This is a genomic window from Desulfofundulus australicus DSM 11792 (genome assembly GCF_900129285.1).
GTDB lineage: Bacteria > Bacillota > Desulfotomaculia > Desulfotomaculales > Desulfovirgulaceae > Desulfofundulus > Desulfofundulus australicus.
In genome coordinates, this window is the sequence record NZ_FQUW01000009.1 from 1 (window position 1) to 26,554 (window position 26,554).

Genomic DNA, 26,554 nt, shown 5'->3' on the forward strand with positions numbered 1-26,554 from the left:
CGCGAGAGCACCCGCGCCAGTATGGTGGCCGTGGTGTATTCGTCTATTTCTTCCAGTTCGGGGGTGACCAGCACCGCCCGGTCGGCCCCCATGGCCAGGGCCTGGCGCAGTACGTCCTGGGCTTTCGGCCCGCCCATGCTGATTACCGTTACTTCCCCTCTGGTCTTTTCTTTGATGCGCAGGGCTTCTTCCACCGCAAATTCGTCGTAGGGGTTCATGATCAGGCTGACGCCTTCCTGGTTGATTTTCCCCTGCGCATCCAGGGTGATCTTGGCTTCCGTGTCGAAGGTCTGCTTGGTAAATACTGCTACCTTCATCTTCTCCCTCCTTACGTCAGTTGTTAATACAACTGTATGCAAAAGCAAAAATTATGCCAAATTACACAATTATCTTTTTTTCATCAAACACAATTGCAGGCCCGGTTAAAAAATTAAAGGCCCGGTGTGTTTCACATTGAAACCGGACCGTTATTTAACGAAACACAACCTCATCCAGGGTTTTTAACTTGCGCCACAGTGTTGTCCGGCTTATACCGGTCAGCTCCGATATTTCTTTAATGCTGGCCCCGGTGGAAAGGAGATACTCGATGACCTGCCGTTCCATGTCCTCCAGCTTGCCGATTTTCAGGGTGATGGTATCCTTGCTGCCGCCGGAAGGAACAAGATAGGATTTTCTGATTTTCTCATTAATCAATTTGGCAATTAGTTCTTCACAGCTCTGCCCCGGCTCAATAAGCAGGACATATTTTTGAATCACATTCTGCAGCTCCCTGACATTACCGGGCCAATCGTATTCCATGAGTTTTTCCAGGGCCGCCCTGCTTAAAAGGGGCACGTCTTTTTTAATCTCGTAACTGTACTGCCTGATGTAATGGTTGGCCAGCAGTTCAATATCCTCTTTTCTTTCCCGCAGGGGAGGAATATCCAGGTTGAGGACTTCCAGGCGGTGATAAAGATCGCTCCTGAATTTACCTTCCTTTACCGCCAGGAATAATTCATAGTTGGTGGCAGCAATTATCCTAACGTCCACCGGTATTACCCTGTCGCTGCCCAGCCGCATAATTTCACGTTCCTGCAAAACGCGCAGCAGCCTGGCCTGAACGGGCAGGGTCATTTCTCCAATCTCATCCAGAAAAATCGTCCCCCCGTGGGCAATTTCAAATAGGCCTATTTTGCCGCCCTTTTTAGCCCCGGTAAAAGCACCCTCTTCATAGCCAAACAATTCACTCTCCAGCAAATTTTCTGGTAATGCCGCGCAATTTATGGCCACAAAGGGCGCTTTACTTCTCTCGCTGGCATTGTGTATGCTCTGGGCGAATAATTCTTTGCCCGTTCCGCTTTCACCGCATATCAGCACCGTGGCATTGGAGGCGGCAAATTTTTTAGCCCGGCTGATGGTCTCCCGCAAGGGATAACTATTTCCAATGATATCATTGAACGTATGCTTGGCCACCAGCCCCTTTTTGAAAAGCTGGCGCCGGAAATTTTGTTCCAGAACCTGGATTCTATCCGCGCTCTGGAACATGATCAGCGATTCACTCTTTCCTTCACTGGTACTCACGGGGATGGCATTGACCCAGAACTGCTTTCTTCCAATCTCCCGGAAAAATTCTTTTTGATCACTGGTTTTAAATGAGGAAAGCAGAGAGGCCAGAGAAGGAAATTCCTGGAGTTCGCCGGTCTTTTTTCCTATAACCCTTCCGGCATCTATTTCCAGAAGTTTTTCCGCCGAAGGATTCATAAAGGAAACCCGCCTGTTTTCATCCAAAATTATGATCCCGTCATTGGTCAGTTCCAAAACCGTACGAAACCTTCTGGAACGTTCCTGGTCCTGGCGGATACCATGCACTATCTCCAGCGAACGCATGATGGCACTGTAGATAGCATCATAACCGGATTGGACAAGAACGGCATTAATTCCCGACTTCTTGGCCATTTCATAGACGCACAAACCCGTACTGACAACCACATCAATGTCCGATTTCAAGATCTTATTAATCTGGTCATTCATTTCATATATGTCATGATAGGGGTAGCATTCCACCTTTAAATTCAATATTTCAATGATGGTTTTAAAGCTCGCGGTAAAATCCTGGGGTCCGTAACCGAGGAACGCTATTTTTTCCCCCAGCTTCCTGGCACTATATAAAGCCTGCAGAACGTCAAAAGGAGTAATCTCAATCAGCACCACGGGAAGAGAAACGGCCTTTCTGATTTTCTTTCCCGTAGCCCCCCGGCTGATTATAACATCCACACCATTCCGCTCCAGCTGATAGGCATGGGTAACCCCCTCATCCAGCACGGCTTCCCTTAACTCCAGATCCAGATGCATATCACCGGCCAATTTTCGTACCAGTTTTGATAATTCAGGATAGGTGGAAACCACGCCCAATCGAACACCGGACATTGTACCGCCGCCTCCCCTGGATAAAAAATTCATGCCGGAGCGGAATGAAACCTGGAAGCCTGTACTTCCGGCTTCCAAACAAAAAATTTTCTTAATTTTAGCTTACCACTACCGGTTGAAAAAAGAAAGTACCCCGGGAACAACTTTGTCCCCGGCCGGCGCTGGCGGCACGTCAGCCCGCGGGGCAGGTTAAAAAAAAGCCGCCATTGCAGGCGGAAAATCAACCTCATCATTTTCCCGTTTTTTCTTAACTTTTACCGGTCAGGGAGTCCAGAACCTGCAGGGCCTCCGTAGCGTAGGCAGCCGCCGGGCCGCCGCCCATCAATATGGCCACGCTAATGGCTTCCACAATTTCTTCCCGGGTAGCACCCAGTTCCAGGGCTTTGGCCACATGAACAGCAATGCAGTAATGGCACCTGATGGCCACGCCAATGCCCACGGCAATCAACTCTTTTTGCTTGGCGCTGAGGGCACCATCACTGATGGTGGCTTCATGCAGGTCCCGGAATCCCTTCATCACCCGGGGCAGCTCCCTGGTCAGCTTACCCAAACCCTGATTAAAGCCTTCCAGTGTTTTTTGGACGTCCATAATTTTCACCCCTTGATAATTTATACCTTAATTTTTTTGGTTCGCCCTTGGGATAGATTTTCCTTCCAGCGGCCCCTGTTATACCTTTTCTTCTCCGGCTCGCAGAAAGACCGGCGGCTCCACACACTCCTGTTCCAGACGCAGGCCCTCCTGGAGCATTTTTTGAATCACGGGATGGAAGAGGCGGTAATCCGGATCTTCCAGCAGAGAACGGAGGCGCCGGCCGTATGCCGCGGTAAAGGGCGAAGCAAACCGGCGGTACTGCTCCAGGGTGGGCACATCCATGTACAGGGGCTTCAGCCCGGGCAGGCAGCGCTTCTGCAGGTGGACAAAGATGGAAAAACCCCCGTAGTCAATGTCACCCCAGTGATAAAACGGCACCGCCCGGCCGGTACCGGCCAGATATTCCCGCAGTTTACTTAGAAACCGCCGGCGAACCGCGTTATGATAACCCCCCAGGTATATGGCCAGAAATTGGTCGCGGCAGGTCTTTACAAACCGGTAGAAGGGGGTCAGGTTTTCAATGGTGATAATGTAATCGGCGGCAACATTTTTGACCGTCAACCGGTCCACCATCTCCGCCGGCAACCCCAGGTCTGGGGAAAAATCTCCCACCCGGAGGGTACGGCCTTCGACAGCAAATTCCAGGCCGCCGCTGATGAAAATGTGCTGGGGGTTGTCCACAACCCCCAGTTCGGCCAGGACCTGATTGACCTCTGCGGCAGTAAGGGCGGTCTCTTTTCCCCCGCCGTCTTTACCCCAGTCCGGGTGGAAATCCCGGACAATTCGCGCCACAGTTGGAGCCAGATTGTTAAAAGCCTTGCTGTGGCCCAGCACCCGCAGGCTGAAAACCCGCCTGGGTATCTCTTCCTGCAGAAGGCTGATCTCCCGGATGACCATGAAAAGCTGCTCCGCATGCTCCCGGTCCGCGGGATTCAGGTAGGGCTGGCTTTCCCCTTCTTCCAGCCGCCGGGCAACAGTATGGAAGAATTCCTGCACCCAGGGGGCCGCCCCCCGGGCATAGTGCCTGGCCAGGCGGGCCAGTTCCTGGAATTGCTCCGCCCTGGGACGCCGTTTCAGCCGGGCGTAGGCCTCGTCCAGGCGGCCAGTATTTAAGGCCACTTTCTCGATGAGATTGTTTTCCTCAAACTTGACCCAGCGGATCTCAATTAACCCCCGGCGCTCCAGGGCCTGGGCGGCTCCATTGATCTCTTCCTTATACCGGACGGTGGTATCGTCAAAATAGCGGGGCATGGTCCGGGGGTTGAAATGAAACCAGATGCGCCGGTTGCCCCCTTTGCCCCTGGCCAGGGCGCTGCGCTCATACTTGTCCAGCAGAGTCTCCAGAATATAGCGTTCGTAGTCCATGGCCATCAACCCGCCGCCCTTTCCGCCGCCTCAATCCGGCTTTCGCCAACCGCTTCCTTAAACTGCTTGTAATCCTCTATCCAGCTGTTTTTCCCGTCGCGCATCACCAGAAGGGTGGTGGACACATGGGGGCTGATAAACTCGCACTTGTCGGTAGGGGCGGCGATGATGGCCTGCATGCCCATCTCATTGATAAAGCGCAGGGAATTTTCCATGCGGTCGATATCCATCCGGTTGAAGGCCTCGTCAAAGAGCATCAACCGGATGCTGTCCCGGTTGGTCTTGGCCCGGTAGAGCTGGGCAAAGGAAGCCACAATGGCCACGTAATAGGGAGTCTGGGTCTCGCCACCCGACTTTTCCCGGCAGACCTTGCTGAAGGTAGAGGTTTCACCGTTGGCATGGGTAATTTTGATATCATAATCCAGAAAACTGCGGTAATCGGTGTATTCCGCAATGCTTTCGGGCAGGTACCTGGGCGGCAGGTTGATGATTTTATCAAACAGCTCGTCCAGGGCCTCCCGGTGCCGCTGCTGAAAAACACTGTCAAAAAGGGAGACGCCTCCCTCCACCATTTCCGTATCCTCCAGCATCTGGTAGAACTTGCGGTGCCTTTCGGAAGGGTATACCAGAAAACGGTATTTATCTCCGCCAAAGGAAATATCCTTTAAAGCTTCGTTCAAGAAGTCAAATTCATTGCGGGCGTTTTGAATGTTCTCCCGCAGCTTGTAGATGAAGTGCTCCTTGAACTCCTCCTCGGCTTCCCTTTTGGCCTGGTTAATTTTTTCCTCATATGCGGGCAGCTCGCTTTCCACCAGTTTCTTATACTCCTGTACCCACTCGTCATTCTCATCCGCTTCTATTCGCCCGCCAAACTGGTACTTATTGTTATACTCGGCCTTGAGGAGTTCCAGGGCCTTTTCCTTGTTAAGAATAAGCGTTTCCACGCTCTTGCGGTTGTGGGCGAAGTTGGCCGCCACCTCCTGGGGCGAATGGCGCCGGATCTCCCGGGCGTAACGCCTTTCCCCTTCGGGCACAATACGGGGGTTCAAGGAGCAAAACAGCCGGAACTCCTCTTCCAGCCGGGCATGCTCGTCTTCCAGGGTCACCCGTTCCGTTCTCTTCTGTTCCAGGGTGGTCAGTAATTCTCCCTGCCGCTGGTTATATTTTTCAATCCGGCCGTTCAAGGCGTCCATTTCCAGTTCCAGTTGATCCAGCTTTTGCTGCAGGGCGTCAATGCCTGAAGTATCCACCCCGGCCAGTTCCCGTTCCCTGGCGGACAGATCCCGCCGTAACGCGGCCAGCTCCAGCCACGTCCCCCGGCGCTCTTTCAGGAAGATGTAGTGTTCGTCCCGGCCGCTTGTCGTCTGGCTCAGCCTTTCCAGCCTCTCCAACCGGGGGAGCAATTCCTTCCGCGCCGCGGCAATCTCCTGCAGGCGGGCTTCTTTGCGGGCAATCTGGCGGGCATAGGCCCGTTCACCGATAAAGGGAGTTTCGTAAACTTCAAATTTAATCTGCCGGGCGGTATGATTGCTGTAGGTCATGCAGGTCGGGGTAATGGCCCGGCGGTAATTTTTCAGTTCCTGTTCATTTTCACACTTGATCAGGTCGCCCATCAGCTGGTGGACGTAGGCCAGGGCATAGCGGTTCTGGGAGCGCACCTCGCAGGCCAGGGAGTTGGGTTCAATGCGGTTCAAGTACTTCAACACCCGGCCGGTATTGACCAGGCCTACCCCTGAGATGCGCCGTTCCTTTTTGTGTTTTTCATATACGGAAAGGGCATAATCAAAATGTTCCGGCTCCACAATCAGGTCGAAGCGCCGGGTGTTGAGCCAGCCCTCCACCGCGTCCTGCCACTTCTCGTCGGGAACTTCCAGAAGCTCGCAGAGCACCCTGGGCTCCACGTCAATGCCTTTCACGGCGCGGAATTTCTCCCGGATCAGATCCCGCAGGTCGGTCACCTTGCGGTCGTAAATATGCTTCTTGTTGCGCAGGCTGGCCAGTTCCTGCTGCAGGGTTTGCTCCTCCTGATCCAGCTCCTTCAGCTTGCGCCGGATTTCCCAGGCCTGTTCCTGCACCCTTTCCCGCACTCTCCCCAGGGTTTCCCGGCCCCGGTCAATCAACCGGCCCAGGGCATCGAGGGCTTCCCCGTCACCGGGGGGCAGGGGCTGCCCCTCCCCAACCTGCCCGTCACCGGCCGCGGCCAGCCCCTGGAGCCCGTCCACCAGCTCCGCGAGCATACTGCGCTCAGCCGGTAAAAGCAAATCTTCCCCCGCCTCGTCCAGGAGTTGCGCCAGCACCCGGCATTCTTCCCGGGCGGTTTCAGCTACCAGGCTGCAAGCGCGGGACAGTTCCTTCACCCGTTCCTTGAGGGTGCGGATCTCACCTTTCAAACGCTCCACCAGCTGCCAGGTGGTATTGGCCGCCAGGGCGTCCCGGTAGGACCGCTCCTCCTCCCGGCAGCGTTTCAACCGCTCCCTGGCCCCGTCCAGAGCCTGGCTCAACCGGGCCAGCTCCTCTTCCAGGGCCCGGGCCTGTTCCAGATTGGCCTGCAGGCTGGCCGCCACCCCGTCCCGGTTGGCCCGCAGGATCACGTAATCCTGGATCAGGGCCCTTTCCCGGTCCCGCTGGATCTCCTGGTATTTTTCTAAGATGCCTTCCAGTGCGGCTATTTTCTCCCTGGTCTGGGCCGCCAGGTCGCTGTACTCCTTGTAGCGCTGGAGGTTCTCCCGCATGATGTCAATGTTTATTTGCTTTTCTTCCAGCACGTAGGAGTAAACAAACTGGCGGATGTCCGTTATGGGCTTAAAGGAGATGGCCTTTACGAAAAGGGTAAAGAACCGGTCCCCCAGGGAACCCAGCTTGTGGAGCAAATCGGCCTGGTATTTTTCCACCGTGGGATAAATGGTGGCCCTGCGGTCCCTCACCGCGGCCCGGAACTCCCGGATATTGCGGGGGTGCTTGCCCGCTAAAAAAAGGCTGTCGTCCAGGCGGCAGTCCTCGATTTTGAAAAAACGGCTTTCATAGGTCACGTCATCGGCGTAGGAATCAATGACCGCCCCCAAAAGGAAGTAGTTCTTCCTGGAGGTATCGTAAAATTCCAGGACCACATAGGAAGTAACGTCGCCCTGGCGCTCGTACTTGCGGCCGCTCTCGCTGTCCCGCCCGGTCTTGCAGCGCACGTAGCCCAGCAGATCCCGCCTGGTCTCGTCAAAGGCGGAAATGTTAAATTTAACCCGCCGCAGGTCGGCCACCAGCACGTACTGGATGGCGTCCAGAATGGTGGATTTGCCGCTGCCGTTGTCCCCGGTGATCAGGGTGCTGCCCCGGATGCGTATGGTTTCGTTGGTAAAATAGTGCCAGTTGATCAACCTGATGCCGGTTAATTCTTTCAATTACACCAGCTCCTCAGCACCGGTTTCCTCTTCCCGCCCTTCTTCCGCCCCGGCCCGGCGGTAGGTATCCAGCTTTTCGTACACCTGCCGGATGTCCTCCACCCGCAGGGCGAAGAGAATGGTGGGAAACACCTCCAGGCGGCAGTCGGGATCGGTAACCTCCCCATCCAGCACCCGCAGGATGTTGAAACGCTTGAGCAGGCCCATGGTTTCCCGCAGGGTTTTTTTGTCAATGGGCCGGTTGCGTATTTTCAGGGCCGCATACTTGTCCTGGATCTCCCGCACGGTAACCATTATGTTTTCCGTAACGTTGATTTGACGGCGTTTTTCTTCGTAACAGAGGCGCAGGATGAGGATGATTATGCTTTCTTCCAGTTTCAGGCGCAGCCGGTTATAGGCGAAATCGCTGAAAACACGGTAGACCCCAAAGGCCCGGTCTCCTTCCAGGCTCCAGCCTCCCAGCTTCAAATAGGCCCGCAGGAGGTCTTCGTGCCGTTCAATAAAGTAGTAATCCCGGCGGTTTTCTTCGTTCTTACGGGTGATGAATGTGCAGGAAAGAAGCCTGTTCACCACCCGGGTAAACTCCTCCCGCTCCGCCGGAAGCAGGCGGTTCCACTGTTCCAGCAGTTCCATCCGGCTCGCCTTCCTTACCTTCCTTTATTTTCTTTCAAAACGCAAATCTCTAAATTCAAAGCGGCCGCCGGCCGCAGATACCCGGGGCCTCCCATCCCGGTGCACCCGGTAACCAACCTGGCGCGAACGCCCGTAAGCCGTGGCATAGATCAGTTTGATAAATTCCTCCACATCCTCGATGCCCAGCTCCCGGGCACAAATCTCCTTTCGCCCGGCCAGTTTTTCCATCACCCAGGCGTTGATCTTCTCCCGGGTCATGCGCCTTTCCAGCTGCTGCCGGAAGGAGCGCAGCCGTTCTCTACGGCGCTCCGGGTCAATTTCCTCCAGCTCCTGCACTTCCCGGGGCTGGTGCTGCCTGGCCGCCTCCCTCCCGGTATAAAGGGACTCCCGGTCCAGAAATCCCTGGGTGAAGAAGCTGAACAGGTGACCCAGCTCTTCCGGAAGGTAATCGTCGGAGCGCATGCCCTCCTGGGCGCGCAGCCCGGCCAGGAACTTTAAAATTTCCATCAGCTGGCCTTCCACGTCTTTACTGCTGTTGAGGATGTACTTCAACTGCTGGAAGGAAGCATTGGCATAGCGGGCATTGCGCCGGTCGATTTCATCCAGCAGGTCGTCCAGGCCGATGTAGGCCTGGCGGATGTAGTCAATACGGCGGTAAATCTCCTGCCGCGCCGTGGGCAGATCCGGAAAACGCTCCCGCTGCACCTCCAGACCGGCCGTCCGGTCCACCCAGGCCGCATCGTTGTACCACTGGTTCAAACGGGCAATAATCTTGGGACGGTAACGGGAAACGTTGTCCGAAGTCTTCAGGCGGTGGTAGCTGCGGTCGATAATTTCCTCCATGTAGTCTTGAAAATGAATCTTTAAAATCTCCCGGGGCTCCTTTTCCGCCAGGACCCGCTCAATGTAACGCTTAATGTTGTGATTTAAAGACTTCAAACCGTTGATCAGTTGCTCGGTCTGCTCATAGGCCTTTTCCAGGGCCAGGTTGCCCTGGCGGTCGGCCTCCTCGGAATGGAGCAAAGTGTAGGTGGCATAAACATATCCCTGGTATTCCACCTGCCGGTGGCGGCGGATCTTGTCCAGCACATCCAGGATTTTTATGGCATAATCGGGCAGGCTGATGTACTGCACGTAATTGCTGTACACCTCGCTGACCACCCAGCCTGTGGCCTCCAGCTTGCGCAGGATAAAGGCGGCCCTTTCCCGGGGCCCGGCCGGCGTATCCAGGGATTCCTCCCAGATTTCATCGGCCAGGGCCTGTTCAAAAAAGCCATCCTTCTGCTCTATATAGTCAACAATCAGGTCGATGACCACATCCCGTTCCATCCCGAAGGTGGTCAGCTGGTACTGGTCGTAAATGCGGAACAGAATGGCCGCGTAGTCCTGCTTTAAGGGGCTGGCCAGGACCGAAAAAAACCGCTCCGGGATGACGGCAAAAAGGTTCACTCTAACTCCTCCCGGGGAAATTTTTTAACTGGAGGTGGTTCGGCATCGCCAGCAGATTTCCTCTTAATTGTACTAATTTTTCAGGGGGAAATACAACCACATCCATCAATTTTCCCCATGAACCGTTGCGGCCCTCAGCGGTGGACAACCTTTCCGGACTTTAGCAGAAAGGAAACCGGGTCCATCCGCAGAAACAACATATATGGTAAATGTTCAGTGATCCCGCTATGGTGCCGCGTTGTCCACGCTCACTCCAGTGCTCCGCGTAAGATGCGCACCGCGACTCGCTTCGGACCGGACTAGCGGCGCTGCAAAGGCGGCATGGCAGTTGCACCTTACTGTCATCTTTTTGGCGTTTCAGTAAGTTACCTTTTCTAAAGCAACATTTCGGTGCCGCTGGTTTCGCGCCGCAGTCCGGTTACCCTCGCTTTGCCGGGTGCTGTTACCAGCGCTCCGCAAGTCGTTCGCTTTGGACAACGCGACACCGTGCCGACGGTAGCGGTTTTACTGAACAATTACACATAATGTATACAAGAAATCGGGGAACATGGTTTCAATGCTTTGCAGTCTGCATTTACCTCCACAACTGGAAGAAGCCACCTTCATCCGCCGCTTGAACCGCTTTGTCGCCGAGGTGCAGGTGAGGGGAAACCGGGAACTGGCCCATGTGCCCAGTTCCGGTCGCATGGCGGAATTGCTCGTCACCGGCCGCCGGGTGTGGGTGAACCGCCACCGGAACGAAGGCCATAGAACCACCTGCCGCCTGCTGCTGGTGGAATACGAGGGCATACTGGTATCGGTGGATGCCACCCTGCCCAACCGGCTGGTGGGCCGGGCACTGCAGGCGGGGGCACTGAAAGAATTTATGGCCTACGACACCATCCGGGCAGAGTACACCCGCAGCCAGAGCCGCTTTGATTTTTATTTGAACGGCCCGCCGGGAGGGTGCCTGCTGGAAGTAAAATCCGTGACCCTGGTGGAAAAGGGAGTGGCCCTTTTCCCCGACGCTCCCTCGGCACGGGGCACAAAGCACCTGGAGGAGCTGGCAGCCGCCCGCAGGGAGGGACTTCAGGGGGCGGTTCTTTTCGTGGCCCAGCGGGAAGACGCCCGTTGCTTTTCACCCCACCACCGGCAGGACCCGGCTTTTGCCGGGGCACTGCAGCGGGCCGCGGCCAGCGGGGTGCGGGTGCTGGCCTACCGCTGCCGGGTGAGCCGGGAAGCAGTTACCCTGGAAAGGGAGATCCCCGTTTTACTGGGGCAAGAAAACCCGCACCGGTAAGACAGGCTGTGCTATAATGTTGAACCGGGTGGTTGTTCTGGCACGAAAAGGAACACCGGATCGACCCGCAACCCCGGAACGAAACAACAGGAGGAAAGGGTAATGCACCAGGAAAAACAGGGGCCCGGTCGGCAGGGGCTGGGTATGGCACTGGTTTTATTTTCCACAATCTGCTTGAGCGTGGAGCCCGTAGCGGCCAAAATTGCCTATCAGGGTGGCGCCACCGTCATGACCACCCTCACCCTGCGGTACGTTCTGGCCGCAGTGCTTTTCTGGCTGCTCATCCTGGCGGGAGGTTATGCTTTCAGGCTTACTCTCCGGCAGCTGCTGGCGGTAACGGCTTTATCTGCGGGAACCCAGGCGCTCGCCGTACTGGCCCTTTTTGAAGCTTTCCGTTACATAACGGCCGGAATGGCCATCCTGTTTCTCTACTTTTACCCCACGGTGGTCACCATCCTGGCCTTCTTCTTTTTAAAAGAACCTTTTACCCGGCAGAAAGTGCTGGCTCTTTTTTTAACCCTGGGAGGCTGTGCGGTGATCCTGGGGCAACCGGTAAATACACTGGACCCAAGGGGGGTGGTCCTGTCCCTGGCCGCCGCCTTCACCTATGCCATATTCCTGGTGGGTTCCACCCGCCTGCTGGCCAGCATCCAGACACTGGTGTACAACACCTGGGTTACCACCCTTCTGGCCGTGACCCTGGGCGGGCTTGCCCTCCTGCGGGGGCAGCTGGACCTGTCCTTCAATACGGAGGCCATGATGGCCATCGGGGTGCTGGGCATTGTTTCCACCGTCCTGGCCATGGCGGCCCTGATGCGGGGGGTAAAGGAAATCGGAGCTTCCCGGGCAGCCATCATCAGTACTTTTGAACCGGTGGCGGCAGCCTTGCTGGGTTTTCTGGTGCTGGGCGAAAGCCTGACGGCCTGGCAGATGATCGGGGGGGCGGCCGTCCTGGCGGGCGTATTCCTGCAAAAGAGGGCATGAGCCGGATCCCGCCGGCCCCCAAAATGGGGAGACATCATCGTTTCAAGTCTGGGATAGTTTCTGGTGTTACGTTATGGCGTTAGGTGTATGTCCAGCAAACGAGCTGCGGTGCACATCTTACACGAAGCATTGGGTAAGTGCTGGGCCGCACCCAACCGGGTTTATTGAACGTTTACGGTGTCAGTTGCGCAGTTGCTTTAACAAAACGATACTCCAGTGACTTTTAACGAAAAGTTAATTTGTGATGGATTTATGAGTAAGTTATAATATAGACAAAATGTTACAAAATAGGGGGAATAAACTTTTGTTGAAGAAGAAAAAAGTACTCTTCCTGTGCACCGGCAACTCCTGCCGCAGCCAGATGGCCGAAGGGTTTGCCCGAACCATGGCTCAGGACAAATGGGATGTTTGCAGCGCCGGCACGGCTCCCGCCGGGGTAAACCCCCGGGCCGTTCAGGTAATGGCGGAAGCGGGCATTGATATCTCCGGCCAGAAATCCAAAGCCATCGACCCGGAAATTCTCAACTCCGCCGACATAGTGGTTACCCTGTGCGGCGACGCCTACGAAAGCTGCCCTCTCACCCCGCCTGCGGTAAGGCGCATCCACTGGCCCCTGGAGGACCCGGCCCGGGCCACGGGCACGGAAGAGGAAATCATGGCCAGATTCCGGGCCGTCCGGGATGAAATAAAAAAACGGGTGGCCGAACTGCTCGCCACCGCAGAGGACTAATCGTGCCATCCATCAGACGTTGCTGGACAAAAACTATTCTGGAGGGGAGAGGTCGGAATCGAACCGGACTCCCACCTGGATCGCAGGCAGGCCAGCGGGTTTGCAGCCCGCGGGGGGCACCAGCCCCGCTCTCCCCGCTTTTTTATTTTTCTCCACAGGCCCATAAAGTCCTTGTATGCATGTCATTTGATTATTTTATAAGAGAGCGGGCTTTAATAATAAATTTTTAAAGATAGAGGGCCTGCCTCCCGGGCAGGTCCCTGGTCAGAATTACCTCAGTATTATAAATTTCCGGGGCAAAACACGCCAGCCGCATTAATACCGGTAGAAACCCCTGCCGGTCTTTCGCCCCAGATGCCCCGCCCGCACCAGCTTTCTGAGAAGGGGTGCCGGGCGGTACTTGGAGTCGCAGGTTTCCTGGTAGAGGGTGTCCATAACCATCAGCAGCACGTCAAGGCCGATCAGGTCCGCCAGGGCCAGCGGGCCGATGGGGTGGTTGGCGCCCAGCTTCATCCCCCTGTCGATGTCCTCCGCCGTGGCGATGCCTTCCTGCAGCACAAAGATGGCCTCGTTGATCATGGGAACCAGTATGCGGTTGACCACAAACAGGGGGGCTTCTTTAACCGTGATCACGGTTTTACCCATGTGCTCGCATACTTCCCGGGCACGAATGTAGGTCTCCTCGCTGGTCTCTTCCCCGCGAATGATTTCCACCAGCTTCATTACCGGCACGGGGTTGAAGAAATGGGTTCCAATAAATTTATCCGCCCGGCGGGTAACGGATGCCATTTCCGTTATGGAAAGGCCTGAAGTATTGGAGCAGAAGATGGTTTCCGGCCGGCAGATGCCGTCCAGCTCCCGGTAGAGAGCCTTCTTTTGCTCCATGTTTTCGATAATGGCCTCGAAAACCAGGTCCGCTTTCTCCACCCCGGCCAGTCCGGTGGTAGGGGTAATCCTCTCCATAATCGCTGCTGTCTCCTCACCCAGCTTTCCCGCGGCCGCCAGGCGTTCCAGGCTGGAGCGGATACGGGCCAGCCCGCCCTGGACAAATTCTTCTTTAATATCGGACAGGACAACCCGGTAGCCGGCCATGGCAGCCACCTGGGCGATACCGGCGCCCATGGTACCGGCCCCAATAACGGCAATGTTTTCAATTTTCATATTGACCACTCCTTTCCGATTTTTCTGTCACTACATTGCAAAATTACTTTTGAAAGTAATCACGATATATTAAACGCAGATCCCGCTTTAGAATTTTGCCACTGGGAGTTTTGGGCAACTGGTCGATAAAGAGTACTCCCTTGGGGACTTTAAATGGAGCCAGATGTTCCCGGCAAAGGGCAATGATTTCTTCCTCCGTAGCGGTGCAGCCCGATTTCAACACTACCACGGCCGTAACGGCTTCCACCCATTTTTCGTGGGGAAGGCCGATAACAGCCACTTCCGAAACTGCCGGATGCCTGTAAATAACCTCCTCTACCTCCCGGCTGGAAACATTTTCTCCTCCGGTTTTAACCATATCCTTCTTGCGATCTACCACAGTGATAAAGTTATCCTCATCCAGCACTCCGATGTCACCACTGTGGAACCATCCGTGAGCCAGGGCTTCTTCCGTTTTGTCCGGCTCCTTAAAATACATCAGCATCACATGGGGACCCCGGCCGCAAATTTCCCCCGGCACCCCGGGAGCAGTTATGGGAGTATGGTTTTCATCCTCAATACGGGTTTCCATATTTAGCCCGCCGCAACCCGCAGAACCGGGTTTGCTGAGCTGGAAGGCCGGTTTCAAGATGGTATGATACGGGCTGAGTTCGGTCTGACCATAGTAATTATAAAAACGGCGGCAATTGGGAAAACGCTGCTGCAGTTCTTTGAGCACCTCCACCGGCATAATGGAAGCTCCATAGTAGCCTTTGGCCAGGGAACTCAGGTCATATCGCTCCAGGTCCGGGTGCCGTAACAGGGCAATCCAGACCGTTGGTGCCGCAAAAAACATGGTGGCCCGGTATTTTTCAATGGCAGCCAAAATTTCTGCCGGGTTGGGCTGCGGGAGTAGAATATTGGTACCTCCAATCATGAATATGGGATTTAGAAAAACATCCCTCTGGGCGCAGTGGAAGATGGGCATGGCATTGACGTTTATATCATCGGATGTATATTCACCATCAACGATGGTGCCAACATACTGGGATAGAAGTGACTGGTTGGTTAAAATTACTCCCTTGGGCAGCGTTTCCGTCCCGCTGGTGTAGGTCATCTGCACCGGATCTTCAATGCGCAGCAGTGTATCAGGTTCCTCAGCGGGGTAACGGCTGTACCACTCCTCAAAATCCAGAAAATTCTCAGGAGCATTCTTTCCCTGCCCCTGGCCCGACCAGATCAATACCCTTACACCCGACATATCGCTTAAAACATCCCTTACAAGATCATAAAGGGTATCTTCAACGATAAAAACCTTACTCTCCGAGTGGTTAATGCAGAAGCTGATTTCTTTACCTCTCAGCAGGTAATTTACAGCCAGGTAGATACCGCCTGCCTTGGCAGTACCCAGCCAGGTCAGTACATGGTGAATGGTATTGCGGGCCAGAATGGCCACCCGGTCGTACTTTTTAATCCCCAGGTCGAGCAGAGCATTGGCCACCCGGTTGGTATCTGCTTCCAGCCGGGAGTAAGTCAGTACCCTATCCCCTGAAATAAGGGCGGGCTTATCCGGATAGCGGTAAGCGCTGCGCCGCACCATGTCGGCAATGACCCAGCGGTTCACCTTGTTGTAACGTCTCCAGAGAAACTCCAGGTTTTCCTCGGTAATGGCCATGTATTTTTGCCTTTCGGCCTCGGTCAGGGGAGCCAGAGCGGACATGAAAACCCCTCCTATTTTTCTTTTTCCAGCAGGGTCCGGGCGATAACCAGCCGCTGAATCTGGTTGGTCCCTTCATAAATCTGGGTGATCTTGGCGTCGCGCATCATGCGCTCCAGGGGGTACTCCCGCATGTAGCCATAACCCCCGAGCAACTGCACCGCATCCACAGTTACCTGCATGGCCACATCAGAGGCGAAAAGCTTGCTCATGGACGACAGCCGGCTGATTTCACCGGTGGAAGCTCCCCGGGTGGCAGCATCTTCAATGAAAAAGGCTGCCCTGTAAACCAGCTGGCGGGCTGCTTCCACCCTGGTGGCCATATCGGCCATCATGAACTGCAGGCCCTGAAAAGAGGCAATTGGCCTGCCGAACTGCACCCGCTCCCGGGTGTAATTGACGGCGTAATCCAGGGCTCCCTGGGCAATGCCCACCGCCTGGGCGCCGATTACCGGGCGGGTGCGGTCCAGGGTCATCATGGCAATTTTGAAGCCATCCCCCTCCTTTCCCAGTAGATTTGCTGCCGGAACCGGGCAGTCTTCAAAGATGAGCTCCGCGGTGGGGGAACCACGCACCCCCATTTTCCTTTCTTTTTTACCAACTGTAAAACCGGGGTAATCCTTCTCCACAATGAAAGCCGAAAGGCCCTTCAATCCCCGGCCGGGATCCGTACTGGCAAAGACAGTGTAAACATCGGCTATTCCGCCGTTGGTGATGAAGCACTTCTGGCCGGAAAGCAGGTACACATCCCCTTCACGGCGGGCCCTGGTTCTGATGGAGCCGGCGTCGGAACCGGCATTGGGCTCGGTAAGAGCAAAGGCACAGATGCGCTCGCCCGAAGCCAGGCCGGGAAGGTATTTTTTCTTCTGCTCCTCAGTCCCGGCCAGCAAAATGGGCATCAACCCCAGTTCCTGGGCCGCCACAATTAAGGAAGCGGAGGCTGAAACCCGGGCAATCTCCTCCACAATCAGGCACACCGCCGGCAGGCCCTGCCCGGTGCCGCCGTATTCCTCCGGCACCCCGGCCCCCAAAAGCCCCTGCGCGGCAAACAGCTCCTTCAAATCCCAGGGGTAAGCATCTTCCTCGTCAATGGCAGCGGCCCGGGGAGCCACTTTTTCCTCGGCCATCCGCCGCACCACCTGGCGGAGCATTTCCAGCTCTTCAGTTAACTGGTAGACCATGGTTTAAGCCTCCTTACCGTCTTTAATTGTTTTCCCTTTCCAGGATCATGGCCATACCCATACCTCCACCGACACACAGGGAAGCCAGGCCCAGGCGGAGATTGCGGCGGGCCATTTCGTACAGGAGAGTGACCACTATCCGCGCCCCGGTACATCCCACAGGGTGACCCAGGGCGATGCCGCTGCCGTTAACATTGGTGATCTCCCGGTTTAATTCCAACAGCTTTTCGCAGGCCAGGTACTGGGCGGCAAAGGCTTCGTTTAATTCAATCAACTGGATATCTCCCAGGGTAAGGCCGGCCCTTTGAAGCGCCCTGCGGATGGCCGGCACCGGCCCGTAACCCATCAGGTCCGGCTCCACCCCGGCCCGGGCGAAACTGACAATGCGGGCCATGGGTTTCAGGTCCAGTTCCCGGGCTTTTGAGGCGGACATGAGCAGCACCGCTGCGGCACCGTCGTTGAGCCCGGAGGCATTGCCGGCGGTAACCGTACCGTTTTTACGAAAAACGGGAGGAAGCTGGGCCAGTTTTTCCATGCTTACGTCGGGGCGGGGATGCTCGTCCCTGTCCACCACCTTCGGGGGTCCCTTGCGCTGCGGTACGGCCACCGGCACTATTTCCTCCTTAAAACGCCCCTCTTCAATTGCCCGGCAGGCATTCCGGTGGCTGCGCAGGGCAATCTCGTCCTGCTCTTCCCGGGTGATCCCGTACTTATCTGCCAGCCTTTCAGCCGTTTCCCCCATCAGAATCTTATGAATGGGGTCGGTGAGCAACTCCCAGAGCGCGTCAGTCATTTCGCCATGCTGCAAGCGCTGCCCCCAGCGGGCTCCCTTCAGCACATAAGGGGCGGAACTCATGGACTCGGTTCCCCCGGCCACCACAATTTCCGCCTCACCGGTAACGATTTGCTGGTAACCGCAGACGATGGCCTGCATGGCGGAGGAACACTGCCGCTGGATGGTCATCCCCGTAACCTGCACCGGCAGGCCGGCCACCAGGGCCGCCGTCCTGGCCACATTGGGCTCGTCGGTACGCTGGAGGCAATTACCCAGGATCACATCGTCCACCATATCCCCCGGGATTCCGGCCCGCTTCAGCACTTCCAGAATCACCGGAACGGCCAGCTGGTGGGAAAGCATATTCCTGAACGCACCGCCAAAATCACCGATGGCCGTTCTTGCCGCCGCAACAATAAACACGTCCTGCAATTTCCTCAACTCCCTGTCCAAATATTTCAAAAATAAAGCTCCCGGACTGTCCCTTTAAAAACCGGCTTGTGCTCACATGTGTAACGCAATATTAATGCCAGGTAGAAAGGGGCAGGCAAATTGCCTTTCCGTCCCGGTTCTTAAATTTTTCCGGCCATCCCTACCCGGAAATCCGTTGCCACATCGAGCCGGCCCGATGCCTCCGGCAGTTCGCATCACCTGTGCATCAAAAAAAGCCACCCCCGACCTTTGCGGGGGTGACCGTTTACAGGAAGCCGGCACTTACCCGGGCTCAAGAACGGGAAGCGGAAAGGTTGTACCCGTGCTTCTTCAACCACCTCACCACCGTGGACTGATTGACACCCAGAGCCGCCGCCACCTTCCTGGTACTCCCCAGCTGACGGTACAGGTTTATCAGCAGCGCCGGCTCCGGGCACCCCTTCTTCACCAGCACCGACAGGGCCGTTCTCCTGATCTGCTCCGGCAGGGAATCCGGCCCGATGACCTCGTCCACGGATATAACAACCAGCCTCTCCATCACATTCTCCAGCTCCCGGACATTGCCGGGCCAGGAATAATGCTGCAGCAACTCCAGGGTTTCGGGTGCCAGCCTCCGGAAAACATTGAACTTCTTATTGAAGCGATGCAAAAAGTGATGCACCAGCGGAATGATATCCTCGCTCCGTTCGCGCAGGGGAGGAATGCGGATGGGGATAACGTTTATCCGGTAAAAAAGATCCCGGCGAAAAGTTCCCCTGGCCACCATTTGCTCCAGATCCCTGTTGGTGGCCGCAATCAGGCGGAAGTTCACCGGGCACGATTTCACACCCCCCAGCCGGCGCACCTGTTTATCCTGAATAACCGTTAAAAGTTTTGCCTGCAGGCCGGGAGAAAGCTCTCCAATTTCATTTAAAAACAGCGTGCCCCCGTCCGCCATTTCAATCAGCCCCGGCTTCCCCTGGCGGCCGGCACCGGTGAAGGCGCCCGCCGTATAACCAAACAATTCCGATTCCAGCAGATTTTCCGGTATGGCCGCGCAGTCAACGGCAATAAACGGCCCCGCCGCCCTTGTAGACCGGTGGTGGATGAAGCGGGCCAGGAGATCTTTACCGGTTCCCGACTCACCGAGAATGAGCACGTTGCTGTCAAAGGGCGCCACCCTTTCGGCCACGGCCAGCACGTCCCTCATGGACGAACTTTCGGCCACCAGCCTTTCCGCTCCCCGGGCTTCCCAGCGCAGGCTTTCCAGTTCGGCATGGTAGCGCGCCCGCTCTTCTTCCAGCCGGCGGCGTAATTCGGCCAGCTCGGTCAGATCGCGGCAGTTGACCACAATCCGGCGGATATTCCCGCTCTGTTCATCCACGATGGGAGTGGCCGTGGTCAGCACCTCCCGCCCCGTCCGCAGGTGCTCGATGACACTGGCGGCTCCTTTCTTTTCCAGGGCGGCCAGCACGGCCAGGAAGGAAAGGTAGCCTTTCTGGACCAGCTCCTTTGCCCCCAGCCCCTGAATCTCTTCCCCATTAACTCCCTCCACCTGTTCGTAAGTGCGGTTGAGCTTGAGCACCCTTCCCGCCTGGTCGAACAGGGCAATTCCTTCACTGGAAGCATTGATGATGGTATCCAGTTCCTGGGCCATCCTCTTGACCGTTTCCAGCTGCTGGGATAGCGCTTCCACCTCGGAAACATCGTGGAAAAGGCTCACCGCGCCAATGATCCTGTCTTCATAAATTACGGGTGCCTGGTTGGCAATGACGGTAGCCCCGTGCAGGACAATTTTCTGGCCGTAACTGGCCCTGCCCGTCTGCAGCACCTTCAGCAAACCCGATTGCGGAATGACCTCTTCCACATGGCGGCCCACCACCTGTTCAACGGACAGCCCGGTAATCCGGGCGGCGGACCGGTTGAAGATAACCACCATCCCCTTGCCGTCAACGGCGCAGATGCCGCTTAAAGCACAGTTCAGCACCTCATTCAAAAAACTGATAATATTCTTGTATTTCTGCTCAAAGGCCTGCACCAAACGGGTCCGGGTCATCATGCCGACCAGCCGGTTCTGCCGGTTCACAACCGGCAGGCGGCCGATGCCATGTTTCAAGGCCATTTCCCAGGCATTTTCGGGCACATCGTCTTCCAGTATGGTATAAACCTGCCGGCGCATCAGCTGGCACACCGGGGTTTCCACGGGCATACCCCGGGCTATGGCCCGCATGATATGCGTTTTGGTAAAAATTCCAACCAGCTTCCCGCTCTCATCAACCACCGGCGCGCCATCGATTTCGTACTTGCTGAAAATTTTCGCTGCCTGATGAAGGGTATCGCCGGGCTGCAGGCACACGGGCTCCCTGGCCATGAAGTCCCGGATCAGCATTTCGCACGCCCCCTTCCAGAAGACCGCCCTAAAAACTCCGCGTGCCCCGCCGGACGCGGCGGCAACTACCAAATTACGGTCCCGTATCAGGGCCTCCCCAGGGCGCAGGGACCGGTGGCGCATTTGCCGCAAACGTCGCAGAGTCCGAGGTCGGCATAATATGCGTCCACCTCCAGCAGGCGCCGGTAGCATTTTTCCTTATCCAGCCCCTCCACACCCAGCGCCCCGGTGGGGCAGAGCTTTACGCAGGCTTTGCAGGTTCCCTTGCGCCGGTACAGGCAGTTCTCCCCGGCCGCCGGCGGGCTCGGGGAAAGGTCCGCATCCACCACCAGGCTCCCCAGGCGGCCGGCACACCCGGACGGGGTGATGAGCATGTGGTGCAGCCCGAAGGTGCCCAGGCCGCAGAGGTAAGCCACATGCTTGTGGGACCAGAAAGAAACCAGCGCAACCGGATCGAAATTATGGGTGGGCTCGCACCAGGCAGCCTTCACCCCGCGTTTTTCAAGTTCCCGTGCCAGCACTCCGCATATTTCGCCAATCAGCCGGTTGGTTTCAATATAAGCCTCCGCCCACTGGCGGCTCACGTAAGGATCCCGGCGGTGGATTTCCACCAGCTCCGGAGTAAAGGGCAGGAAAAAGGCCACCACGGAGCGGGCACCCGGCAGCAGATCCCGGGGCAGCAGGTGACCGGGACCAACCGCTTCTTTTAACCTGGCAAAACCGGGAGCATCGGCCCGGGCAAACCCCACCAGGGGAGTGCGGTAGCCGGTGCTGCCCCTGTAATTATTCACCAGTTGGACAATAATCTCTTCAATTAACCTTTCCATGTCCGCCCTCCAGTTCGATGCGAAGAAGTTATCGGAAGAAAAGCCATATTTATATGTTCGACATTTTAACCCCCTCCCCTCCTGTAACGGCTGCAAAACAGTTTCCCCCGGATACCGGGCCCGTTAGTTTATTGATGAAAATCTCCCCCGCCCTGTGACTCAAATCACTGCTTGCCCCATTTTGGAGGACCTATAATTTAAACCAGGTTAAGGAACTTTCTGCCCCTCATCCAGCATCAGCCAGAGGAGGTATCGGAGCAAATGTTCGGCAACATCATCAGCCGTTTGCTCAAAGGGCAGAGCGAAATCAAAAATTTAAAGGAGGTTCAACCAGCTATGTTTTGTTACCAGTGTGAACAAACGGCCAACGGCACCGGGTGCACCAAAGTGGGCGTGTGCGGCAAGAATGAGGATATTGCCAGCCTGCAGGACACCATAATCATCGCCCTGAAAGGTATTGCCGCCTACGCTTACCACGCCCGGGAACTGGGCGCCCGGGACGAACAGGTGGACGCCTTCATGCACGAAGCGCTGTTCACCACCCTGACCAACGTGGACTTTGACCTGAACCGGCACATTGAAATGGCCCTCAAGTGCGGCGAAATGAACCTGCGGGTTATGGAACTCCTGGATAAGGCCCATGTGGAGCGGTTCGGCTCCCCCGAACCCACCAGGGTTTCCACGGGCACCAAGGCCGGCCCGGCCATCCTGATCACCGGCCACGATCTTTTAGACCTGTACGAACTGCTGAAGCAAACGGAAGGCACGGGTATCAACGTTTACACCCACGGGGAAATGCTCCCGGCCCACGCCTACCCGGAGCTGAAAAAATTCCCCCACCTGGCCGGCCACTATGGCAGCGCCTGGCAGAACCAGAAAACCGAATTTGAACAATTCCCCGGCGCCATTCTGGGCACCACCAACTGCGTGCTCATTCCCAAAGAATCCTACAAAGACCGCATGTTTACCTGCGGCATCGCCGGGTTGCCGGATGTAACCCACATTAAAAACCGGGACTTCACGCCGGTAATTGAAAAAGCAAAGGCACTGCCGCCGCTGCCGGAAAAAGAGGGCGGTGTTCTGGTAACCGGCTTCCACCATAACGCCGTATTGGCCCTGGCCGATAAAATCATCGACGCCGTCAAGGCCGGCAAGATCCGCCACTTCTTCCTGGTGGGCGGCTGCGACGGGGTGAAGAAGGCCCGGAGCTACTACACCGAGTTTGTCCAGAAAGTACCCCGGGACTGCGTGGTGCTGACCCTGGGCTGCGGCAAGTTCAAGTTCAACTACCTGGACCTGGGCGAAATCGAAGGTATTCCGCGGCTGATCGACATGGGCCAGTGCAACAACGCCTACTCGGCCATCCAGGTGGCTGCAGCTCTGGCCAAAGCCTTTAACTGCGGTGTAAACGACCTGCCCCTGAGCCTGGTCCTGTCCTGGTTTGAGCAAAAAGCCGTAGCCATCCTGCTCACCCTGTTCCACCTGGGCATCAAGAACATCCGCATCGGCCCGTCTGCACCAGCGTTCATTTCACCGAACGTGCTCAAGGTGCTGCAGGACAACTACAACCTGAAGCTGATCACCACTCCCGATCAGGACCTGAAGGAAATCCTGGGTTAATATCCCCTCCATAAACGCTGCCGTTAAAGGTTTATATAAAAGCCCCGGCAGATTTAAACAACTGCCGGGGCTTTCAGCTTGTAGACAAAGTATTTGTGGGATGTGCCCTCAGATTATATAAAGTTCCATTGAACAGAAAGAATAATTCCAGGCTACTACCCGAAGTGTCAAAACCCGGCTGGGCATCAAATTAGCAAATTTTGCAACCAACTCCAGGGTCAGCTCTGCCCAAACTCCTCCCGGTATCTGGCCAGAAAATATTCCAGCCGCCTTTTGTTGTGTGTTATTGCTTCCGCCCAGGCATGGAGCAATTCCTCCCCTTCCGGAGTTAAACGGTACAGGCGCCTGGCCGGACCGCCACCGCTGGTGTCCCACCGGGAAGAAACCAGGCCCTCCTCTTCCAGGCGGCGCAGGTTCCGGTACACCGTACCCGGATCGGCTTCGCTTTCCTGGAAGCCAAACTCCCTCAAGCTTTGCATCAGTTCGTAACCGTGGGCCGAACGGCGGTGAAGCAAAAGCAAAAGGCACGGCTGCATAAACCGCTCCATAGGAGCCCCGGCACACCGGCAGTTACCGTGCCCGTGGCCGGGACCGTGATCCCTGCACATTGAGCATCCCTCGCTTACCGGAAGAAACCCGGGACAACCCGTCGCTGGCGGTTGTCCCCCGTTCATCTCTTATTAATAGTTTTTTTCGCCGGCACCCTGCGCAAACCTTCCCGGCTCCCCGGCCTTTAAAATCATCTCCACAAGATAACCCGTAGCAATTATGGCCGGCAGGGTCAACGCCAGGCGCAAAAGGGCAAAGGGCAACCCGACAAACTTGACTTCCATCATTAACATGGGAATTTTAATGGTCGCCCAGGTGCCCAGGAAAATTACCGCATTGGCCAGACGACAGCCCTTTCTGAGGAGCGCATCGGCCACCGGAAAACCGGCATAAAGGGGACCGGCCGCCGCAGTGGCCACCAGAATGGAGATAACCACACCGCGCACACCGGAGTCCGGTCCTACGTTCTTCTCCACAATCTGACGGGGAACCCACACGTCCAGCAACCCCACCAAAACAAAAATGGGCGGTATAAACAGGAACATTTCCACCAGATAGTCCAGGGAACTTTTCATGGCTACACTGCCCCTGGCCGGATATTGCCAGGAAAGAAACAGGTCGGCAACCACCACCAGAGCAAACAGGGCATATCTCCTGAACCGGGTTTTCACTGCAAAATCACTCCCATCACACCCCCGATCACCAGGGCCAGGACAAACCCGATGGCATTTCGCCAGAAAGTAAACTTCTTACCAAAAAAGTTAACTTCCATGGGGGCCGTGATAATCCCCACCATTAACAGGGTCGTAATAAAACAGGCCACCGCCATCACGCTGGCCCCGGATTGCAAAAGGGAAGCCGCCAGGGGAAAGGCGATAAAGGCGGGTATCAGGGTAACAGCGCCGGCCAGGGAAATGAGAAGAATGCCCGCAGGACTGTTATTTCCAAAGAGCCCCGCAATAACCTCCCGGGGCACCAGCGCCAGCATAAGGCCAATCAGCCCGATGATCCCCAGCATGGTGGGGATCAGGTTGCGAAAGGAGTTCCAGGCAATGGCCAGGGCCTTTTTTGTCTTCTGCCGGTCCCGCCGGAAAGATATGTATAATGCCACTGCCGCCAGTATATACAGAACAATGTTAAATAACATTACCCCACCCCTGCACTGTATTTATTTTTTCCCCCCGACTGTTGAAATAGCGGCCAGAAGGGAAATAATTTCCTTCTGGCCGGGTCTTGCCAACCGGTTAACCTTTTAATTCTTTGATTTTTTCCTCCACCGCCCTGACTTCGGCCTGCAATTCTTTCAGGTAGTTTTCCAGGCGGGCCAGCCGTTCTTCCCGGCTGTAAAAATGCCGGTGAAAATGCTCGCCGTGACAGCAACAGTCACGATGCCTGGAAACATGCCTGTGGGCAAAAGCGTGACAGCAATGACCCTTCTCCGGCGTGTGGAACATATAAACTTACCCCCTTTATATGAATTATGCCTATATAGTTTTATAAATAATATACCATCATCCTTCTTCTTTGTAAACATCCTTTCAAAATTTTTTTTGTGCCAGCAGGGGGCACCATAACCGCCAGGAAGCTGCGCAATTCAGCCAGCCAAAAACCCCGGGAATTTCTCCCGGGGTTTTTAATTGCCGAATCATTTTTTCGTTAAGACCAGCAAAAACTCCTCACCCTGTTCCCGCACCTCAACCTGCCAGCCCCTGCTCTCGGCCAGCCGGGAAACATTTTCCCTGGCCGCGGCGTTGCTGACCAGCACTTTAACGGTTCCCGCTCCAAGGGCATCCAGGGCCTGTTTGGTCAGCAGAACCGGTTCGGGACAAAGCAAACCCCTGGCGTCAACTTCCCTTTCCAATGCTCACACCTCGCTTTACTGCCGCCGGGCGGTTGGCGCAGGCTATAATAAACACCACGATCAGCCCCAGAATGACGGCTATCTGACCGCCTGCCGGTACCCCGGTGGGACTGCCGGCCAGACCGAAGTTATGCGCAACGGCAGCTCCCAGGATGATCCCCATTATGGTTAAGGCACTGTCGGTATTGCCTTCGGCAGCGGCAACCAGCTGGCGCAGCGGGCACCCGCCCAGAAGCACCGCCGCCCATCCGGCCAGCGCCATCCCCAGAAAGTTCCAGAGCCCGTCGGTATGAGCCACCGGCTGGCCCGCAAAGCCAATCTTAAAAGTGCCCACCACCAGGTTTCCCACCAGGGCAACCACAAAGATGGCCACAAAACCATACAGGAGATGGGCATCCCGGAACATAATGAAGTCCCTGATCCCGCCGACCATGCACAGACGGGAACGCTGGGCCAGCACGCCAATCACCAGGCCCGCCCCCAGGGCCGCCCACACGGGAGCATGCATGGAACCGGGACCGCTTGCGCTGAAAAATATAAAGGAAGGGCGTACAAGCAATAAAAGGAGAAGCACCACCATGAGTCCCGTAAAAATATAACCGTTGCCCTTTTGCTGGGGAACGGCCCGCCCCAGGCTGAAGCCGGATTTGAGAAACTGGACCCCCACGGCCACCCCGGCGGCCAGACCCAGCAGCCCCACCCCGGCGTTGAGGTCACCGCCGGCCAGCCGCAGGACGGCACGCACGGGACAGCCCAGGAAAACCAGCATGCCAATCATGGCCAGAAAACCCAGCACAAAGCGGGTAAAAGAAGAGGAGCCACCAATCGCCCGGAATTCCTTCGTCACCTGTGCGGAAATGAAGGCTCCCAGCACCAGGCCGATAATTTCCGGCCTTATGTACTGTACCGGGGCAGCCCGGTGCAGGCCCAGGCCACCGGTGATGTCGCGCAGGAAACAGGCCACACAGTAGCCCATGTTGGCCGGGTTGCCCATGGCCACCAGCACCACCGCCAGTAAACCCAGGGTACCCCCGGCAGCAACAACCAGCATCCTTTTGCCGTTCAAACATTACCACCTCCCGCAGTTAATACCATATTTTTATTTTCGATTATCTCAAAAATTCCTTTATGATTGTTATTTAAATTTTAAATGCACCGCTCCCGGGCCAAAAACTTTTTTTATACTAACGTTCAACGTATACTGCGCTTTTTCCACCTGCACCCGGGGGAGAGGCGCAGAACAAAATCGCCCGG

The 26,554-nt window shown here is 56.0% G+C and carries 23 protein-coding genes and 1 tRNA gene; 4 read left to right on the forward strand and 20 right to left on the reverse strand.

The window, feature by feature from the left end; genetic code table 11:
* The 7 genes from BUB44_RS03945 to BUB44_RS03980 all read right to left on the reverse strand — a co-directional run.
* The coding region (locus BUB44_RS03945) for an electron transfer flavoprotein subunit beta/FixA family protein (RefSeq protein WP_423219779.1) at positions 1-317 on the reverse strand (317 nt) is incomplete at its 3' end.
* Positions 318-471: 154 nt separating this feature from the next.
* Positions 472-2,406 carry a sigma 54-interacting transcriptional regulator gene (locus tag BUB44_RS03950; RefSeq protein WP_073163377.1) on the reverse strand — a complete coding sequence of 645 codons (1,935 nt, stop codon included), beginning with the start codon at positions 2,404-2,406 and terminating at the stop codon, positions 472-474.
* Positions 2,407-2,653: 247 nt separating this feature from the next.
* Positions 2,654-2,995: a carboxymuconolactone decarboxylase family protein gene (locus BUB44_RS03960; RefSeq protein ID WP_073163380.1), complete on the reverse strand. Its 342-nt coding sequence runs from the start codon at positions 2,993-2,995 to the stop codon at positions 2,654-2,656.
* A gap of 78 nt (positions 2,996-3,073) precedes the next feature.
* Positions 3,074-4,369 carry a Wadjet anti-phage system protein JetD domain-containing protein gene (locus BUB44_RS03965; RefSeq protein WP_073163382.1) on the reverse strand — a complete coding sequence of 432 codons (1,296 nt, stop codon included), beginning with the start codon at positions 4,367-4,369 and terminating at the stop codon, positions 3,074-3,076.
* Complete coding sequence (locus BUB44_RS03970) at positions 4,369-7,755, reverse strand: ATP-binding protein (protein WP_073163384.1); 3,387 nt, start codon at positions 7,753-7,755, stop codon at positions 4,369-4,371. Before BUB44_RS03970 ends, BUB44_RS03965 begins: the two co-directional genes overlap by 1 nt.
* Positions 7,756-8,388 carry a DUF4194 domain-containing protein gene (locus BUB44_RS03975; protein ID WP_073163386.1) on the reverse strand — a complete coding sequence of 211 codons (633 nt, stop codon included), beginning with the start codon at positions 8,386-8,388 and terminating at the stop codon, positions 7,756-7,758.
* Positions 8,389-8,412: 24 nt separating this feature from the next.
* The gene (locus tag BUB44_RS03980; RefSeq protein ID WP_073163388.1) at positions 8,413-9,837 is read right to left on the reverse strand and encodes a Wadjet anti-phage system protein JetA family protein; all 1,425 of its coding nucleotides are present in this window, start codon (positions 9,835-9,837) and stop codon (positions 8,413-8,415) included.
* A 556-nt stretch (positions 9,838-10,393) separates the two neighbouring features.
* Between BUB44_RS03980 and sfsA the strand changes: the two genes are divergently transcribed.
* From sfsA to arsC, 3 genes are all read left to right on the forward strand, one after another.
* On the forward strand, positions 10,394-11,116 hold the full coding sequence (gene sfsA / locus BUB44_RS03985) for a DNA/RNA nuclease SfsA (protein ID WP_083543081.1): 723 nt from the start codon (positions 10,394-10,396) through the stop codon (positions 11,114-11,116).
* A 102-nt stretch (positions 11,117-11,218) separates the two neighbouring features.
* A complete protein-coding gene (locus tag BUB44_RS03990) occupies positions 11,219-12,100 on the forward strand; it encodes a DMT family transporter (protein ID WP_073163390.1) in 882 nt (293 codons plus the stop codon).
* Positions 12,101-12,404: 304 nt separating this feature from the next.
* Positions 12,405-12,830 (forward strand): arsenate reductase (thioredoxin), encoded by a 426-nt coding sequence (arsC, locus tag BUB44_RS03995; RefSeq protein ID WP_278247931.1) that lies wholly within the window; start codon positions 12,405-12,407, stop codon positions 12,828-12,830.
* A gap of 39 nt (positions 12,831-12,869) precedes the next feature.
* Here the strand turns inward: arsC and BUB44_RS15305 are convergent.
* From BUB44_RS15305 to BUB44_RS04025, 7 genes are all read right to left on the reverse strand, one after another.
* Positions 12,870-12,966 (reverse strand) — tRNA-OTHER (locus tag BUB44_RS15305).
* A gap of 179 nt (positions 12,967-13,145) precedes the next feature.
* Positions 13,146-13,991, reverse strand: a complete 846-nt coding sequence (locus BUB44_RS04000) for a 3-hydroxybutyryl-CoA dehydrogenase (RefSeq protein WP_341349364.1) — start codon at positions 13,989-13,991, stop codon at positions 13,146-13,148.
* A 43-nt stretch (positions 13,992-14,034) separates the two neighbouring features.
* Positions 14,035-15,690: an acyl-CoA synthetase gene (locus tag BUB44_RS04005; RefSeq protein ID WP_073163392.1), complete on the reverse strand. Its 1,656-nt coding sequence runs from the start codon at positions 15,688-15,690 to the stop codon at positions 14,035-14,037.
* 11 nt (positions 15,691-15,701) lie between these two features.
* Positions 15,702-16,868: an acyl-CoA dehydrogenase gene (locus tag BUB44_RS04010; RefSeq protein WP_073163394.1), complete on the reverse strand. Its 1,167-nt coding sequence runs from the start codon at positions 16,866-16,868 to the stop codon at positions 15,702-15,704.
* 22 nt (positions 16,869-16,890) lie between these two features.
* On the reverse strand, positions 16,891-18,075 hold the full coding sequence (locus BUB44_RS04015; RefSeq protein ID WP_073163532.1) for an acetyl-CoA C-acetyltransferase: 1,185 nt from the start codon (positions 18,073-18,075) through the stop codon (positions 16,891-16,893).
* Positions 18,076-18,367: 292 nt separating this feature from the next.
* Positions 18,368-20,443 (reverse strand): sigma-54-dependent Fis family transcriptional regulator, encoded by a 2,076-nt coding sequence (locus BUB44_RS04020; RefSeq protein WP_073163396.1) that lies wholly within the window; start codon positions 20,441-20,443, stop codon positions 18,368-18,370.
* Between the two features lie 86 nt (positions 20,444-20,529).
* Positions 20,530-21,270 (reverse strand): epoxyqueuosine reductase, encoded by a 741-nt coding sequence (locus tag BUB44_RS04025; RefSeq protein ID WP_073163397.1) that lies wholly within the window; start codon positions 21,268-21,270, stop codon positions 20,530-20,532.
* Positions 21,271-21,606: 336 nt separating this feature from the next.
* On the opposite strand from BUB44_RS04025, the gene hcp reads away from it, so the two are divergent.
* Positions 21,607-22,890 (forward strand): hydroxylamine reductase, encoded by a 1,284-nt coding sequence (hcp, locus tag BUB44_RS04030; RefSeq protein WP_027355797.1) that lies wholly within the window; start codon positions 21,607-21,609, stop codon positions 22,888-22,890.
* A gap of 218 nt (positions 22,891-23,108) precedes the next feature.
* On the opposite strand, the gene BUB44_RS04035 is transcribed toward hcp, so the two are convergent.
* From BUB44_RS04035 to yedE, 6 genes are all read right to left on the reverse strand, one after another.
* On the reverse strand, positions 23,109-23,498 hold the full coding sequence (locus tag BUB44_RS04035; protein WP_073163398.1) for a helix-turn-helix transcriptional regulator: 390 nt from the start codon (positions 23,496-23,498) through the stop codon (positions 23,109-23,111).
* A 72-nt stretch (positions 23,499-23,570) separates the two neighbouring features.
* Positions 23,571-24,110: a permease gene (locus BUB44_RS04040; RefSeq protein ID WP_073163400.1), complete on the reverse strand. Its 540-nt coding sequence runs from the start codon at positions 24,108-24,110 to the stop codon at positions 23,571-23,573.
* Entirely contained in the window at positions 24,107-24,586 is a 480-nt protein-coding gene (locus tag BUB44_RS04045) for a permease (RefSeq protein WP_073163402.1), read from the reverse strand. The genes BUB44_RS04040 and BUB44_RS04045 overlap by 4 nt, the downstream gene beginning before the upstream one ends.
* Positions 24,587-24,683: 97 nt before the next feature.
* Positions 24,684-24,893, reverse strand: a complete 210-nt coding sequence (locus BUB44_RS04050; RefSeq protein WP_073163403.1) for a DUF5320 domain-containing protein — start codon at positions 24,891-24,893, stop codon at positions 24,684-24,686.
* Between the two features lie 191 nt (positions 24,894-25,084).
* On the reverse strand, positions 25,085-25,300 hold the full coding sequence (locus tag BUB44_RS04055) for a sulfurtransferase TusA family protein (RefSeq protein WP_073163405.1): 216 nt from the start codon (positions 25,298-25,300) through the stop codon (positions 25,085-25,087).
* Entirely contained in the window at positions 25,284-26,366 is a 1,083-nt protein-coding gene (gene yedE / locus BUB44_RS04060; RefSeq protein WP_073163406.1) for a YedE family putative selenium transporter, read from the reverse strand. Before yedE ends, BUB44_RS04055 begins: the two co-directional genes overlap by 17 nt.
* Between the last annotated feature and the right edge of the window lie 188 nt (positions 26,367-26,554).